This window comes from Pseudoalteromonas sp. BZB3, assembly GCF_040104455.1.
Lineage (GTDB): Bacteria > Pseudomonadota > Gammaproteobacteria > Enterobacterales > Alteromonadaceae > Pseudoalteromonas.
Genome location: NZ_JBECOS010000009.1, coordinates 161,638 through 177,391, shown reverse-complemented (window position 1 = coordinate 177,391; position 15,754 = coordinate 161,638). Strand labels below are relative to the sequence as shown.

The following is a 15,754-nucleotide window of genomic DNA, read 5'->3' as shown; positions in this document are numbered from 1 at the left end:
TTTTTTTAGGATATGATTATGTCTAAAGTAACTGGTACAGTTAAGTGGTTCAACGAATCTAAAGGTTTTGGTTTCATCGCTCAAGAGTCTGGCGCAGACGTATTTGCTCACTTCAGTGCAATTTCTGGCGATGGTTTCAAAACTCTAGTTGAAGGCCAAAAAGTTGAGTTCACTGTAACTCAAGGTCAAAAAGGTCCTCAAGCTGAAAACATCGTAGTACTTTAATTTTTTAATTAAATTACTCTTAAAAAAGCAGACAGTGTCTGCTTTTTTTGTGCCTTAATTTCTTTGCCTTTTATTTTTTGCATCTTCAATCTTGGATATATATTTATCTGCATCACGGATAAGTGTTTTAAACTCATTTTTTTTCAATGGTTTACTGTAATAATAACCTTGAGCATAATCACAACCAAATGACGCCAATATATCTGACTGCTCTTTAGTTTCTACACCTTCTGCGACTACTTTTAAATCAAGGGCATGGGCCATCATGATAGAAGATCGGATTAAAGCTTCGGCGTTATCACTAACTGCCAAGTCATCAATAAAAGACTTATCTAATTTAACGTGCTTAAACGGAAACTTTCTTAAGTAGCTGAGTGAAGAGTAACCTGTTCCAAAGTCATCCATGGATAGAATAATATTTGCATTAGCAATTTTTTCTAATATTTCAATCGTACTTGAAGAGCTATCAAGTAAAACCCCTTCGGTAATCTCAAGCGCTAAATTACTCGCTGATAATCCTCTATCATCAATATGCTCAATAAGCTTTTCAAGTAAAGAGTGATCCATCAATTGCTTAGGTGATACATTGATAGATATTTTAAAATTTTTATTTCCAGTTAAATTAATAGCCATCAAAGCAAAATTTAACGACTCGCGAATAATAAACTCACCCAACTCTAAGATTTTTCCATTATTTTCAGCTACAGGTATAAATTCTTGAGGTGGTATTAATTCATTCGCTCTTTTTTCCCAACGAATAAGCGCCTCTGCACCGATAACTTCATTATTACTGAAGTCAATTTGCGGTTGAAAAACCATATAAAACTCTTGCTCTATATTTGCAGTAAGAAAGGCTTCTTCTATTTTGAAGTATTTTGATAAGCCAACCGTTAGAGAATCAAAATAATAGGTAAACTGGTTTTTGCCTAACGACTTAGCATGATACATAGCCGCATCCGCTTTTCTGAGGATCTCAGAATATGTCTTTCCATCACATGGATACAGGGCAACACCAATAGAGCAGGAGATTTTTAAAGTACTCGCATCTATGAAGAATGTTCGCTTAAAATCGCTAACTATTTCAAATGCTAAATTTTTAACACTATCTTCATCATTATCAACCTCTAAAATGAGAATAAACTCATCTCCCCCTAGTCGACCAACAAGACCATGCTTTTCTGCGGTACCACTCAGCCTCTCTGCAACTTGACAAAGCAATTTATCTCCAGTGTCATGCCCTAAAGTATCATTAACCTTTTTAAAGTCATCAAGATCAATGAAAAACAAAGCGATATCTAGGTTACTGTTCTGATCGTTACCTTTTGAAACTAACTGTTCAAACCGTTTCTCGCACATATTTCGATTAGCAAGCCCAGTTAACACATCAAAATTGGTTTGGTACTCAATCTCATCTCTTATTTTTACTTCTCGAGTAATATCACGTATCGCAGAGATATAAACCTTTTTATTATTAATTTCAGTTTCATTTAAGCTGATTGCGACATCTAATTCCTTTCCTGTTCTTAACAAAACTTTTAGCCCATCTAGATTACTCATAGGCCTTATAAATGAAGACTTTAAATGTACTTTTCTATGTTCTTTATGAATCCTTCTGAGCTTTTGAGGAATGAGCGCTTCAACTTCTAACTGCTTTAGTTCATCTGATGTATATCCAAATAACAGAGTAGCTTGCTCATTACAGTCAATTATTTTTCCGTTTTCAGAGATGATCAATATTGCATCAGGTGTTGAATTGAGTATGTTCTTACGCCACTTGTAATGAAGTTCAAGGCTCTTAAGTGCTCTTTTAACATGAGAAATATTTAAAAAGTAAATATATGCAACGAGTAAACATACATAAATAATAATAAAAACTAAGATGGCAATTGACTCGAAGTAGTCTTGGTGGGCAGCATTTTTGAACTCTATCGCTTTATTCTGAGCAAATACATGTAACTGCTCTAAATCATCAAGCATCATTAAAAAGAGAGGGTCTATTTGTGCAATAAGTAAGTCGTAAGGCTCTTTTTTATGCTCTATTGCAATGGCGTTATAGAAATTATTATATTTTTTATTAAGCTTTTCTAAATTGAGTTGTATAGATTTAACACTATTAGGATTACCCAGGTAATACTTTTCTACTTGAGAAAAGTCCTCCTCTATTCGTGCATTGTAAGTTTGTATCCTGACCTTTAACTGATTAACAGAAAAGTTTTCATTATAAAAATCTGACTCAACTATCGAATGAAAAAGCACTTGGCTTTGTAGTAGATTGGTTTTAATCTTTTGAACACTATTTGACACTATAAAAGGGTGTTGATAAAGGTTGTCAGTAGCCTCATTGATTTTACTGACCGTATTCGCAAAAGCTGCTACCAAAGCTAAAAAGCCAATAAACATAAAAATGCCAGCCAAAACTTTTTTTTTGCTATCTGACATATCTTTCGCTCATAACCAAGACTTCAAATAAGTATAGTCAGTATTAATCAGTTCCCTGTAAAAATTTATTTCTAGTACTAAAATAAAATAAAGGCTTTAATATAGAGCAACTATGAAAGCGCTACTTATACTTCTTATTTTCGTTTACAAGTTCGTGCAAGCTGCGCCCCCTAGGTCTTATTCCGTTATTTTGTATCACCAAGCAAACCCACCATATAGTTTTGTAAAAGCACAGAACCAAGAAGGTATTTTCATTGATATTTTTCGTGAAATAAGTATTTTAACTAATCTAGAATTTGAGTTCGTCCCCCTCTCTGTAGCAAGAGGAAAACTCTATTTTGAACAAGGAAAAGTCGACATTGAGCCCGGCATTAGCCCAATATGGAGAAAGAACGAACATATTCAAGGGTTATATTCTATAAGTTATGCTACCTCCAAAGAAATCATCGTTTCTAATCAAGCTCGAGAAATTAAGCATATCTCTGAATTATATGGACAAGTCATAGGTAAAGTCAGAGGGTATAGCTATGGCGTGTTTGATAGGTACTTTGGGCAAAATAAATTAATTGCTGTAGACAATAAATCAGAAAAAATGCTAGTTGAGCAACTTTTCAAAAATAGGTTCAAATATATTTTAATCGGCGAGGCTACTGCCGCATATTATATCGCTAATATTGAAAGATATCGGGATTTTAAAAAGGTTTTTGAAATTTCAGAATACCCTGTAGCCATGAGGGTACACCCACAACACGCGCATTTAATCCCGATTCTGAACCATGCTTTGCGCCAGTTAAAGAGCTCCGGAAAAATTAAATCCATTTATGCTAGGTATGGTTATTTAATAGAATAGTACTTAACTGCACTTTTGATATAGCTGCAGAGATAACCAAGATTCAGCCTCCTCATGAGTTTCGAAAAAAGCAATCTTTTGCTCGAGCAAAGCAGGTGAACGCTGCAGTATGATATGTTTCGTCATTCTGTCATTGACGATAAATGCTTTAGCAATAATAGGCTGAGTATTGAGCCAAACATTATAGGCTTGCAAAGTTTGATACGCCTCAGGCGTGCCACCTTCAAGTTCTAGATCATCAATCAGCATTGCAAAAGGCTCACCATTTAATGCATTAACTATGTGTTTTACCGATTCGGTATAATTAAAACAGCCCCTTTCATTGAAGCTGCCAATTAGCTTTGCACTGATAATATTATTTTCTAAAAGCGTTGTAGAAAAACGCCCATGTCCACGTTTAGAAGAAATTGCCATATCACGAAAATAAACCTTAATAACTGACGGCATTATAACCAAGCTAGCCACGAGTTTGTTGAACTTTATCAATTTATGGTCAAAAAAGTGAACAAATTTCGCGGCACGAAGTCTGAGCATTAAATAATAAATAAGTATGTTTAGTAAAACCTCGACTGATACAGTCATGGCAACACAAGCTTGTTAATAATCTAAAACAAAATTAACAACGTAGATTTACGTAAGCTCAGAAAGGAAAACTTATGAAAAAGCATTACTTACTCTTATTATTCATACTATTAACAGGCTGCTCGACTAAGTTTGCTTATAAGAATGCGGACTGGTTAGCTTATTGGTATGTTGACGATTATGTGTCATTAAACGATGCCCAAGAAGATCTACTCGATGAGCACCTAAAAACTTGGCTTGATTGGCACAGAAGCAACGAATTGCCTGCTTATATCGCCCATTTAAAACAAATCAAAACAGATATCGAACAAGGAAACATCACCCCAGCGCGTATTGCTTATCATAACGATAAAGCCGTTGCGCATTGGCATACTGTACGTGCAGAAATTGTACCCGACCTAGTCGCTTTAGCACCTAATTTAACTAAAAAACAAGTAAATAACCTGTTCGAAGAACTCGCAGAGCAAGAAAAAGAAAAACAAGAGAAGCGAGCAAAACTCAGTGATGAAAAACGCCAAAAACGCTGGTTTACTCGCACAGAGAATTCACTAGAAAATTGGTTGGGTGACATCACCTCATCTCAACACAAAATGGTCAAATCACTTTACCTTGCTCAATCGCCTACATCTCATTTGTGGTCAAATTATCGAGCACGTTATCAAGCCTCTCTCAAAACAGTGTTATTAAATATTGTTTCTGAGAGTAAAGATCAAGACAAGCTTAAATCGCTGTTACTAAGCCCCGAAAGATTTCGAAGCGACGAGCTAAACAAATTGAACAACCAAAACCGTCAAAGCTACCAAGATTTTTTATATGGGGTTTTTCTAAGTTTAACCGACAAACAAAAGCAGCACCTCTTAAGCGAAATTGATGATTTAATTGATGATATTTCAGAGTTATCACAATAACTTTGCCTTTTAGTCAGTCTTAAATTGTTTGTTGATTTTTATAACTAAACCTAGTTTAAAAATTATTTTTATGTTTTATTGAAATTAAAAACGCACTTACTCTCTCTACTAGAGCAATTAATCAGTCTTTTAGAGAGAGTAACATGAAGCATATTTTCACCTGTTTTATTAGCTTATTTATGGCATTTTCTGCCTCTGCATTTGAAAAACAACCTTTTAGTGAAGCATTGTTTTCAGAACTACAAGCACAAAATGCAGTCATCATGATTGATGTATACGCCCCTTGGTGCCCGACTTGTAAGAAGCAACAAAAGCTTTTCCAACAATACCATGAGCAAAACCCAGATAAACCGTTTCATGTACTTGTTGTTGATTATGACAACGATAAGCAGTGGGTAAAGAAATTTAGAGCCCCAAGGCAATCAACGTTGCTTTTATACAAAGGTGACAAGCAGTTTTGGTATTCGGTTGCTGAAACCCGTTTCAATGTTATTGAAGAAAAACTAAATAGCGCATTTAAGTTTTAATCATGGGTATTGAATTTGTCTCTCTGCCATTAGCATTAATGGCTGGTGTGCTAAGCATACTCTCACCATGCGTATGGCCTCTTGTTCCCATTGTGATGGCTTCATCATCAAATAGCGGTAAAACAGGTCAACTTGCATTGGCATTAGGTTTAAGCGTGGCATTTGCACTTGCAGGTGGTGTGTTAACCTTTATTTTATTTAGCCTTGGCCTATCGCCAGAAGTTTTACGTTGGTTTGGGGCAACTATGTTAGTACTTATGGGCCTCAGTTTGCTGCTCCCTAAAGTCGCGAGTTGGCTATCATTGGTATTAACAAAACTGACACCAGAGCAACGAACACAACAGAGTGAGCAAGACGGTGTTTTAAATCAATTTATGATTGGCATGATGCTTGGTTTAGTGTGGCTGCCATGCGTTGGGCCAACACTTGGCGCTGCCATTGCTCTAGCATCACTAGGTCAAGACTTACTGATGGCAAGCTCTGTGCTATTTCTATTTGGCTTAGGCACTGGCAGCGCTTTAATCATTACCAGTATTATCTCGACCAGCGTTTTACAGAAATTTCGACCGAACGTATTCAGTAATGTTGAGAAACTAAAAAAGCTGTTAGGAATTCTGTTACTCATTTTGGCTATTATGGTCATAACCGGATTTGATAAAACACTTGAAACAATCGCACTTAATTATTTACCTTCTTGGGTGACTGGTGTTTAGATAATCCATACTCAATTAAAGAAAGCCAATCAAATTTGGCTTTCTTTTTCTTTCGTCAAAGGTAGCATATTTATGATCTATTTAGATAACCTGAACTTTGGTTCAGAAGTTTACAAATACATTTTTATTAGGTGAAACATACTGTTGTAGTCTTCAGCCGGAAACTTTTAGGGATAACAAGGCGAATTTGCGCGTCAATAGCAAGCCTATTGTAAGTGAATTCAACGTAGTTAGCGTTAAAAGTGGCCGTTGAAGATAAATTTATTAGCCATAGTTCAGGTTAATTATCAAAAACTCGTTTTCTCATTTTTTATTGCATTATTAATGTCATGCATTGTGTCTTTTGTCATTACACTTTTTAATGTTGGTTTTATTGAAAATGTCCTGTTTATTTGGTTAAAAACATGGTCTTTTACGTTTGTTGTGGCGTTTCCAGCCATTAATCTTGTCGCCCCCATCGTCAACAAACTGGTAAGCTTAGTTATTATTCAATCGACACCACATGAGGAGCAATCATGAAAATTTACTTATCTGGCGAAATTCACACTGATTGGCGCGACCAAATTATTACTGGCTGTAAAGCGAAAAACTTACCGGTGACATTTATTTCAGCAAATACTGACCATGAGAGTAGTGACGCAGCGGGCGATTGCTTGGGAGAAGAAGAAAACCAGTTTTGGCGTGATCACAAATCAGCTAAAGTTAATGCCATAAGAATTCAAAATGCCATTAAAAGCTGTGACCTTGCGGTGATCCGCTTTGGCAATAACTATAAACAATGGAATGCCGCATTTGATGCCGGTTTCTGTGCTGCACTAGCAAAGCCTTATATTACTTTACACGACGAGTCTATTATTCACCCTCTCAAAGAAGTGGATGGCTCTGCACATGCCTGGGCGACCACAACAGATCAAGTTGTTCAATTAATTGAATATACTTTGGCTTAAAGATTATTAAACCATCTTGGCAATCGCGCGGTTTATGCCGCGCAAAACATAAATTTATAATACGTATTATTTCTCTAGCCGAGATATTTAAGCAGTCTTCTCAACTTGGTGTTTCACCGGCAACTGGATTGTAAATACAGTACCTTGATTGTCAGAATCAACGCTCAATTTACCATTATGCTCTTGGCATATGATCCGATAGCAAATCGCTAAACCCAGTCCGGTGCCCTCTCCTACTGGCTTGGTCGTGTAAAAAGGTGTGAAAATATCTTTTAGGTGTGACCTTGGAATACCACAGCCTGTATCACTGACTTTTATTTCTATCCAGTCATCAATAAATTGTGTGCTAATCGATATTTTTCCTCGTTCAGAAATCGCTTGTTTCGCATTCATTATGAGATTCATAAATACTTGGTTGAGCTTACCAATATTGACCGGCACCTCAGGTAAAGGCTGTAAATCAAGCGTGACTTCACAATCTGTTTTTAACTCATTGCGTAGAATATTTAATGTCGATTCAATGCCTTGATTAATATCTGAGAGAATGAAAACATCAGAGTCTTCCCGTGAAAAACGTTTTAAATCTAGCATTATCTGCTTGGCTGATTTGAGGCCATTTAACGTTTCTTGCGTCAGTGCAGATAAGTCATCTAACACATAGTTAAACTCTTCGTCATAAAGTAAGGCTCGGCTCGTAACCGGTAGTTCTGGATCTGACTTTACTCGTTGAATTACTTGGGTTAGCTCTGGCAAAAAATCTTTTAAAACTGTGTTTAGATTACTTATCGAAAAGCCCAAAGGGGTATTAATCTCATGGGCAATCCCCGCTGATAGCACACCCACAGAGGCCATTTTTTCAGATTGGATCAATGCAGCTTGATTCTTCGCAAGTTCATTTAAACTATGTTTTAACTCTTCGTTACTTCTTTCTAAGCGAACTTGTGTTTGCTTCAATTTCAATTGATATTGTGCTGATGCTATGCGCGGTGAGGCAATGTTAGCTATTACCTGTAATAAGGCTTGTTCAAATTCAGAATAGTCGTTTGGCTTATTTGATTCAGAGTCTATTACAGCTATGGTTTCTCCTTCATAGACTACAGGTACAGCAAGCTCAGACAAACCATCATATTGGTCATTGATGTAACGAGGATCAGTTCGGGTATCACAGACGATTTCGGATTCACCCGTTAAAGCAACAGTACCAACAATCCCCTCACCCACAGGTATTTCTATTCGCTCAAAAATTTCTCTGTCTTTGGGGTTTTTAATACCGAAAGCTGCCATTTGCACAAGTTTATCGCCATTACGCAAATAAATGACGCAATCATCAAACTCCATGATTTCGCCAACACCTTGTGCAATTGACCAGAGCAAATCGTCTAACTCAGCTTGGTTCAACATGGCTAGCGCGAAAGCATTAATTTTATCGACACCATACATCATAAGCAGTACCTCAAAGTATGCATATACAAAAGCATAGTTGAGATACTGCGTTATGGCTGAGTAAAAACCATTTAAATAGTTAATTTTTTATATAATTAGCGCACTCTAAATTGTTTAACAATCCCATCTAGCTCACTGGCAAGTTTGGATAAGTTATGTGCAATTTGAGAAGCTTGATCGGCCCCTTCCATCGTATCATGCGCTTTCTCATTAACGTTTTGCACACTATCACTGATTTGCTGGCTCACCACATTTTGCTCTTCTGATGCACTAGCAATTTGTATATTCATATCTTTAATGGTGCCAACTGAGTGAGAGATCGTTTCTAAAACTTGCTCTGTATTAGCTGTTTTTTCAGCAGTTTGCTCTACACCTTGCATATTTGCACGCATAGAATCGACTGAACGTTTTGCTTCACTTTGTAGCTTAGAAATCATCACCTGTATTTCTTCTGTACTTTGTTGAGTGCGACTTGCTAATGACCTTACTTCATCAGCTACAACTGCAAACCCTCTGCCCTGCTCACCAGCACGCGCAGCCTCAATTGCGGCATTTAGCGCAAGCAAATGAGTTTGATCTGCTATGCACCTGATCACATCAAATATTGACCCAACAGATTCAGTTTCTGCTTCTAAGTTCTCTATTGTTTGGCTTACATTAAGCATTGTTTCAACGAGCTCAGCCATAGCTTGTTGCGCCTCTTGAACAATTCTTTTACCTGAAATTGCATCATTATCAGCACTCATCGCTGAATCAGCGGCCATTTGTGCACTTTGCGTGACTTCATTAACCGTAGTAGCCATATGATTCATTGCTGCCGCAGTTTGTGTTAATTGATCTGTTTGTTGCTCCGCACCTATTTTTGATTGTGTGGTGATTTGATTCAGTTCTTATGAAGTGCTTGTGACCTGGGTTGTCGACTGCATAACTTGCGCAATCATAGCATTCAATTTATCAACCATCTCGCGCATCGCTAGATATATACCAGTCTCATTACCGATATTTTTAAATTGGTAAGTTAAGTCACCTTTAGAAACAGCTTGTACAATATTAGCCATCTCTGCTGGCTCTCCGCCAATCGGCTTTCTGATTAAATTTGAAATAAAGTAGCTTAAGAACACACCTACACCTATAACAATTAATGAAAATACAATAATTGTTACAATGGTAGATTCACTATCTGATTGAAGCTGGGGGCCTACCTCATCTTGACGGCTTTTGCTTGCAAGTTTAATCCTTTCAATTTGCTCAGCGATTTCAGAACCTATTTTATTTAATGAGTTTTCAATTAAATTATTTCTTGAAATAATGATCTCTTGAACTTTCTTAATCCCTTCGACATAAACTTTAGAAAGTCTTTCAAAATCATTAAAAGCGGCTATATCTTGAGTATTGGTTAGCACTGATTTAAGCATTTGTGCCTCTATTGCAACTTCTTCGAACTCGTCTAGAGAGCGTTGGTACCCTTCGACTGAGTTATTAATAAGAAATTTGCTTACATATAAACGTCCAAGTAACAGCGCTTCTTGTAATTTTGAAGATTTATGAAGTAAATCTGTATCTCGAATAGACGCACTTCTATCCATGATTTTTGTAATGCTCTTTCGCATTTCAGCGCCATTACCATCTAAGTCATTTTGCACAACTTGGGTTCGCTGTTCGAATAAGCTCATAACTTGTGTAAATGCAGAGTTGTAATCTTTAGCTTTTTTTTCTATATCATTGATGACAGTCAGCTTATTTCTATCTTGAAATTGGTTTTTCCCCTGCTCGATGAATTTATTTAACAAGTTAAAACGTTATTCAAACTCAGAAACACTCTTCTGATCTTGTTATTTAAGAAACTTCAAAGTATTGAGTCTGACCATTAACAAGTTAGCTTGAATACGACCAGACAAATTACTGTCTCTGACATTCATACGATATTCAACAAAATTATCATGCTCTGAGCTTAAGGCAAAGTTAAGTTAAACATGTAACTTTAGACGCTGGAACATTTAGATAACTCTCAGTATTAAACACTTCCTTTATCATTTCAGCCCATGAATAGTTTAGTTTTTATGAATACAGAAGGTATCTTAAATTTTGCGGGATAATATTGATTGATGAAAGTTTTTGATGTTAAAGCTGGCAATGCCAGCTTTTATTTTTAAGATAAATACCACTGTGCTATTTGATGATACACGCCAATGCCTATGACTACATTGAGTGGAAAAGTTAAACCAAGCGAACTCAACATCGCCAAACCTATGTCAGCCTCTTTTATCGATGCTTTTATCGCGGCAGGTGCAGCGATATAAGAGGCACTGGCCAGAATACTAGCTAAAACAACAATAGAACCTAGAGATAAATCTAAAGTTGCGCCAACAAACACACCTAATGACCCAAGTATAAACGGGATCGTTAATGCAAATATTGCCAGCTTCCAATACTTAAATGGCAGCGGTCTTAAAGTTTGCGCCGCTGTAATACCCATTTCTAATAAAAACAGCGCCAGTACTACTTTAAAGCTCGAAGTTAGTAATCCAGTTACTTGTGCGCCTTGTTGCTCACCATACATTAGGCCTATAAATACACCGCCTACAAGTAGGATCACACTCTTATTCGTTAATGCCTCGTGCCAAAGCGCTTTCATCGAAACTTGCGTAGAGGTGTCATGAGAGAGTTTTCTAAATAACAATAAGCCAACAATAATTGCGGGTAATTCTAACAACACTAAATATAAAGTCACCTCAGCGCCTACTGCCAACTGATTCGTTTCGGCATATGCTAAAGCAACCGCAAATGTACCTGCGCTTACTGAGCCATAATGCGCAGCGATACTAGCGCTATTGGCCACAGAAAGACCGACTAATTTTCTTAATAATGGAAATAAACTCAGCGGGATTAATGCTCCTAGCGCAACAACCGTCAGCATCTGTGGTAATAAAGACCAACTCACATTACCGTGTAATGCAGTTCCGCCTTTTAAACCAATTGTCAGCATTAATAATAAGCTTAACGTATCGTAAGTGGCTTTCGGAATGGCCAGATCTGATCTTAATAACCCAGCGACCAAACCTAAGATAAAAAACATGACGATTATGTCAGGCATAAATACTCCTCTAAATTGCTGCGAAGCATTGTAAAAGACTATTTATATTGATAATAATTAAAATTTAATAATACATATATAGATAATCATAAATATGATTGAACGCTATCTGACATTTCGCTTGTTAAGGGTCTATATCACATTAGTTCAAACCGGCTCTATTAGCGAAACTGCAAGGCAACTTCATCTAACCCAACCTACTGTATCTATTCAGCTTAAAAAACTGCAAGAAACAGTAGGTCATAGATTATATTCTTTTCAACAACAGAGATTTGTCTTAACTGAAGCCGGAAATGCTCTGTACTTATCTTGCCAGAAGATTTTCGCATGTTTAGATGAATTTACCTCGCAACTAGACGATATAGATGCAGGCCAATCTGGGCACCTAAAAATTGCCATGGTAAATACCGCTCAATACATATTACCTAAACTAATTGGTCCTTTTCAGATAAGTTTTCCAGGAATAGAAATAACGCTTGAAATAGGTAACCGTGAGCAGGTTCTACAACGTTTCGAACAGGGCTTAGACGACTTATATGTATTCAGTCATCCCCCCTCATTAGAGCATGCAATTGCTGAACCTTTTCTGGTGAACCCCTTAGTGATGGTTGCCAATAGCGCACATCCTCTTGCTCATAATGAACGCATCGATATCAGAGAATTACTCGAGAACCGTTTTCTGCTGAGAGAGCAAGGCTCAGCGACACGAATGATGTTTGATAGCTTTTTGCAAAACCAAGGCGCAACTCCTTCGCACATGCAGCAACTATCAAGTAATGAGGCAATAAAAGTTGGTATTTCAGCAGGCATGGGGATTGGCATGTTGTCACAGCATGTATTAGATTTGCATAACTCCAACCTAACCGTTTTACCTGTTGATGGGTTACCTTTGGTAAATCATTGGTATTTTATTGCACGTAACGACCGTTATATGCCCAAAACAGCATTGAAGTTTTTAAGCTTTTGTCAAACATCTGTAGAGCAAGTTTTAGGTGAACCGTGGCAAGGAGAACTAGAAGGCCTAATTGTTCGTCATTTTGAGAATTTATAATTTGCAAATTGCTATGCAGATTAAAAAAATGATAGGCTGTATTTTTATAAAAACATATAAAGCAGATACTTAACAACTGGTTCTAATCCTGCATCTTCTAAGTAAAATCACTTCTGTAAGGTGCTATCATGATTAAAAGATGCATAATTGCAACTGCGCTGCTGCCATTTTTAGCTAACGCAGCGCCTTTTGAAACCTGCCCCAGTCAAGCTTTCTTGATGCAAGACAACAATGCCAAAATGTATGGCATCGACTTAGCTTCAGGACGCACAAATATAATTGCCAGCACACTTAGGTTAAATGGTTCTGAAGACACTGCCAGTGTAAATGCTATTGGCTTTAACTTTAAAGACCAATATTTATATGGTTTTCGAAAAGAAAGTAAACAAGTTGTCCGTATTGAACAAACCGTTGAAGGCGAGACAACTCACTATGACTCAACTGCACTTACAGTATCTGGGTTGCCATCTGGTGTTCATTTCTTTGTTGGCGATGTGAAAGTATCGGGTGAAGCACCTGCTGAAGGCGAACCCGATACTCGCACATCTAGTTACTATATCTACAACAAAGGCAATGGCTTATATGAAATTCCTATCAGTGATAACTTAAGCGCTCCATTAACTGCGACCCGAGTTTCTGGCAGCCAAAACTGGGGCATGACGGTTTACGACTTTGCTTTTCACCCTATTACCAACAAGTTGTATGCGATGGAGTCTGATGGTGACTTATTCGAAGTATCTCTCGATGGTTCCAGCCCTGAGCTTGTTACCCGCTTGGATATTGGTTCAGACACAGGCGCCTTTGGTGCCGCCTACTTTGGGGTTCAAGATGTCTATGATGAAGAAACTGGCACAACCAGTGAAAACATCGTCTTCTATGTTAGTAATAATGGTTCAGGTAATATTTTCAAGGTCGACCTAACCAATGTGCCTGACGACAAATCAGGCTATAACCCCACCACAGAAATTTTCACGCTTGGTCCAAAATCTGGGCAGAATGATGGTGCTCGATGTGCCATTGCCAAAGTAGAAGTGACAGACGAATCAATGGACTTTGGCGATGCACCGCTACCTTATCGTAGTGCTCTAGATAACAATGGTGCTCGCCATGTCTTTGACCCCAACCAAGACAATCAAAATCTAATATATCTCGGCCAAACCGTAGATGGGGAGAATATTAACACCAGTACCGATATGAACATTGATTACTCAGACAGCTCAGATGATGGGGTAACTCTTGCGACTGATTTTGCCGCAGGGTTAACCGCCCAAGTTATAGTCAATGCCTCACAAGCAAGTAGTTTATATGCTTGGTTTGACTGGAACCAAGATGGTACTTTCTCTGACGACGAGAAAGCCATAGATAAAGTGAATCTTTCAGCTGGTGATAATAGCATTTTAATTGATGTCCCCAGTGATGCTGTCAATGGTACATCATGGGCAAGATTTAGAGTCACTGACGGAGAAGAAGAAACACTCACGGCTTATGGCGCAGTGCAAGGTGGTGAGGTAGAAGACTATGAATTTGAGACTTATGGCTCTGAAAGCTACCCAGGACAAAATGACTGGATAACGCTTGCCTTTGAAGACCGTTGGCCTTACTTAGATGACTCTGATTTCAATGATTTAGTGCTGCATTATCGTACTACCAAATATTTCTCATCTGAAGGTGTAACCAGCTATCGTATTGAAGGAGAGATTATTGGGGTGGGTGCTTCTTACCATAATGGGTTTGCCGTGCGCCTTTATGAAAAAGATGCAAATACCGGTACGGTTAAAACCGTCGCAACCAATCAAATAAATACAGACAACGCCAGCTTATTCATCAATGGCCAAGCTGTTAATCGAGCCATTATAGAACCTGGAAGAACTGATGCCATAGCGATAATCGCTCAAGACATTTGGGATCATGTCAATGTGCAAAATGGGTGTGAGTATTTCAGAACTGATGTCAACTGTGATGTAAATGAAAAGGTGACCTTCTCTGTTACTTTGCCATTGGTTAATGCAATTACAGCTGAAAATGCCCCCGGAAATCTACTCGACCCATTTATTTTCGCCAGTGATGACCATTATCATGGTGATGTAATTACCGATGGCAATTACCGTGGGTTAGAGATACATGTGAAAAACCAAGCTCCAACAGAGGCGTTTAATTCTGCTCTGTTATCAGTCGAAGCAGATGACAATAGTGATCCGTCATCATCGATATATTTCCAAACAGCTAATGGTATCCCGTTTGCACTGGCTGTAGGTTCACCTTGGCGCCACCCTCATGAACGAGTCGATATAAATAGCGCTTACAGTAAATTTGCAGATTTTGCTATCAACAATGGCGCTTCATCACCTCTTTGGTTCAATACCGTAGATACCAATATCACCATTCAACTAGGAGCAGAGCAATGAACAAGTATCTCATCATATTAACGAGCCTATTTGCCCTAGCCGCCTGCGGTGGAGGTGGGGATGAAAGTGGCAGCAATGTATCAAACACAACAGCTAGCTCGACATCATCACAACAAACCAGTAACACTTCGAACTCTGATGATTCATCACAAACAGAAAGTGATAATGCAGATGGTAATTCAGAAGACAGTACAAGTTCAGGCGCTGGCTCTGAAGTCATCATGACAGACTTGGTCATCGACAAATCATTTGATTTAAAAACCGATGTGGGTTTGTTGATAGACGCCAAGATATCAACCGGTAACGTAAGAGCATATTTAAATGTGTGTCAAAGCAAAGCCGATTCAGGCAAAGCTGATTACCAAAATTGCATTCTTCGTAAACCCATAAGTCAGGGTGAACTAAACCAAAAGGTAATTTTAAGTCGCCAAGACATCGCCCTTGTCGCGGAGATTTGGCTTTATGACAACAACCCTGAACCCTTGCGTTATCAATGGCAATATGACGAAACACTATCAGAACAGAAATTTGAAATTCGCTACTAGCTAGATAATTACTAACAAAAAAGCC

16 protein-coding genes are annotated in these 15,754 nt (G+C 37.9%); 10 read left to right on the top strand and 6 right to left on the bottom strand.

Annotated elements, in window-relative coordinates; genetic code table 11:
* The first annotated feature begins 18 nt into the window (after positions 1–18).
* Positions 19–225: a cold-shock protein gene (locus ABMY35_RS08995; RefSeq protein WP_058029451.1), complete on the top strand. Its 207-nt coding sequence runs from the start codon at positions 19–21 to the stop codon at positions 223–225.
* 54 nt (positions 226–279) lie between these two features.
* On the opposite strand, the gene ABMY35_RS08990 is transcribed toward ABMY35_RS08995, so the two are convergent.
* Positions 280–2,664: an EAL domain-containing protein gene (locus ABMY35_RS08990; protein WP_349285901.1), complete on the bottom strand. Its 2,385-nt coding sequence runs from the start codon at positions 2,662–2,664 to the stop codon at positions 280–282.
* Between the two features lie 112 nt (positions 2,665–2,776).
* Here ABMY35_RS08990 and ABMY35_RS08985 point away from each other — a divergent pair, with 112 nt between their 5' ends.
* Positions 2,777–3,514, top strand: coding sequence for a transporter substrate-binding domain-containing protein (locus ABMY35_RS08985; protein WP_349285900.1), 738 nt, complete (start codon positions 2,777–2,779; stop codon positions 3,512–3,514).
* Positions 3,515–3,517: 3 nt separating this feature from the next.
* Here ABMY35_RS08985 and ABMY35_RS08980 read toward each other — a convergent pair whose 3' ends face one another.
* Complete coding sequence (locus tag ABMY35_RS08980; protein ID WP_349285899.1) at positions 3,518–3,928, bottom strand: hypothetical protein; 411 nt, start codon at positions 3,926–3,928, stop codon at positions 3,518–3,520.
* Between the two features lie 242 nt (positions 3,929–4,170).
* Here ABMY35_RS08980 and ABMY35_RS08975 point away from each other — a divergent pair, with 242 nt between their 5' ends.
* The 5 genes from ABMY35_RS08975 (at position 4,171) to ABMY35_RS08955 (ending at position 7,191) form a co-directional block, all read left to right on the top strand.
* Entirely contained in the window at positions 4,171–5,004 is an 834-nt protein-coding gene (locus tag ABMY35_RS08975) for a DUF6279 family lipoprotein (RefSeq protein ID WP_349285898.1), read from the top strand.
* 143 nt (positions 5,005–5,147) lie between these two features.
* Positions 5,148–5,531, top strand: a complete 384-nt coding sequence (locus tag ABMY35_RS08970) for a thioredoxin family protein (protein ID WP_349285897.1) — start codon at positions 5,148–5,150, stop codon at positions 5,529–5,531.
* 2 nt (positions 5,532–5,533) lie between these two features.
* Positions 5,534–6,244: a cytochrome c biogenesis protein CcdA gene (locus ABMY35_RS08965; RefSeq protein WP_349285896.1), complete on the top strand. Its 711-nt coding sequence runs from the start codon at positions 5,534–5,536 to the stop codon at positions 6,242–6,244.
* Between the two features lie 249 nt (positions 6,245–6,493).
* Positions 6,494–6,763, top strand: coding sequence for a DUF2798 domain-containing protein (locus tag ABMY35_RS08960; RefSeq protein WP_349285895.1), 270 nt, complete (start codon positions 6,494–6,496; stop codon positions 6,761–6,763).
* Positions 6,760–7,191: a YtoQ family protein gene (locus tag ABMY35_RS08955; protein ID WP_349285894.1), complete on the top strand. Its 432-nt coding sequence runs from the start codon at positions 6,760–6,762 to the stop codon at positions 7,189–7,191. Before ABMY35_RS08960 ends, ABMY35_RS08955 begins: the two co-directional genes overlap by 4 nt.
* A gap of 87 nt (positions 7,192–7,278) precedes the next feature.
* Here the strand turns inward: ABMY35_RS08955 and ABMY35_RS08950 are convergent, their stop codons facing one another.
* From ABMY35_RS08950 to ABMY35_RS08935, 4 genes are all read right to left on the bottom strand, one after another.
* On the bottom strand, positions 7,279–8,634 hold the full coding sequence (locus ABMY35_RS08950; protein WP_349285893.1) for an ATP-binding protein: 1,356 nt from the start codon (positions 8,632–8,634) through the stop codon (positions 7,279–7,281).
* 95 nt (positions 8,635–8,729) lie between these two features.
* Positions 8,730–9,437, bottom strand: coding sequence for a methyl-accepting chemotaxis protein (locus tag ABMY35_RS08945; protein WP_349285892.1), 708 nt, complete (start codon positions 9,435–9,437; stop codon positions 8,730–8,732).
* Positions 9,438–9,524: 87 nt separating this feature from the next.
* Complete coding sequence (locus ABMY35_RS08940; protein WP_349285891.1) at positions 9,525–10,424, bottom strand: hypothetical protein; 900 nt, start codon at positions 10,422–10,424, stop codon at positions 9,525–9,527.
* Between the two features lie 359 nt (positions 10,425–10,783).
* Entirely contained in the window at positions 10,784–11,728 is a 945-nt protein-coding gene (locus tag ABMY35_RS08935) for a sodium-dependent bicarbonate transport family permease (protein WP_349285890.1), read from the bottom strand.
* Positions 11,729–11,822: 94 nt separating this feature from the next.
* Between ABMY35_RS08935 and ABMY35_RS08930 the strand changes: the two genes are divergently transcribed.
* From ABMY35_RS08930 to ABMY35_RS08920, 3 genes are all read left to right on the top strand, one after another.
* Positions 11,823–12,779 (top strand): LysR family transcriptional regulator, encoded by a 957-nt coding sequence (locus ABMY35_RS08930; RefSeq protein ID WP_349285889.1) that lies wholly within the window; start codon positions 11,823–11,825, stop codon positions 12,777–12,779.
* Positions 12,780–12,907: 128 nt separating this feature from the next.
* Positions 12,908–15,184 (top strand): LruC domain-containing protein, encoded by a 2,277-nt coding sequence (locus tag ABMY35_RS08925; protein ID WP_349285888.1) that lies wholly within the window; start codon positions 12,908–12,910, stop codon positions 15,182–15,184.
* On the top strand, positions 15,181–15,729 hold the full coding sequence (locus tag ABMY35_RS08920; protein ID WP_349285887.1) for a hypothetical protein: 549 nt from the start codon (positions 15,181–15,183) through the stop codon (positions 15,727–15,729). The genes ABMY35_RS08925 and ABMY35_RS08920 overlap by 4 nt, the downstream gene beginning before the upstream one ends.
* Positions 15,730–15,754 lie beyond the last annotated feature (25 nt).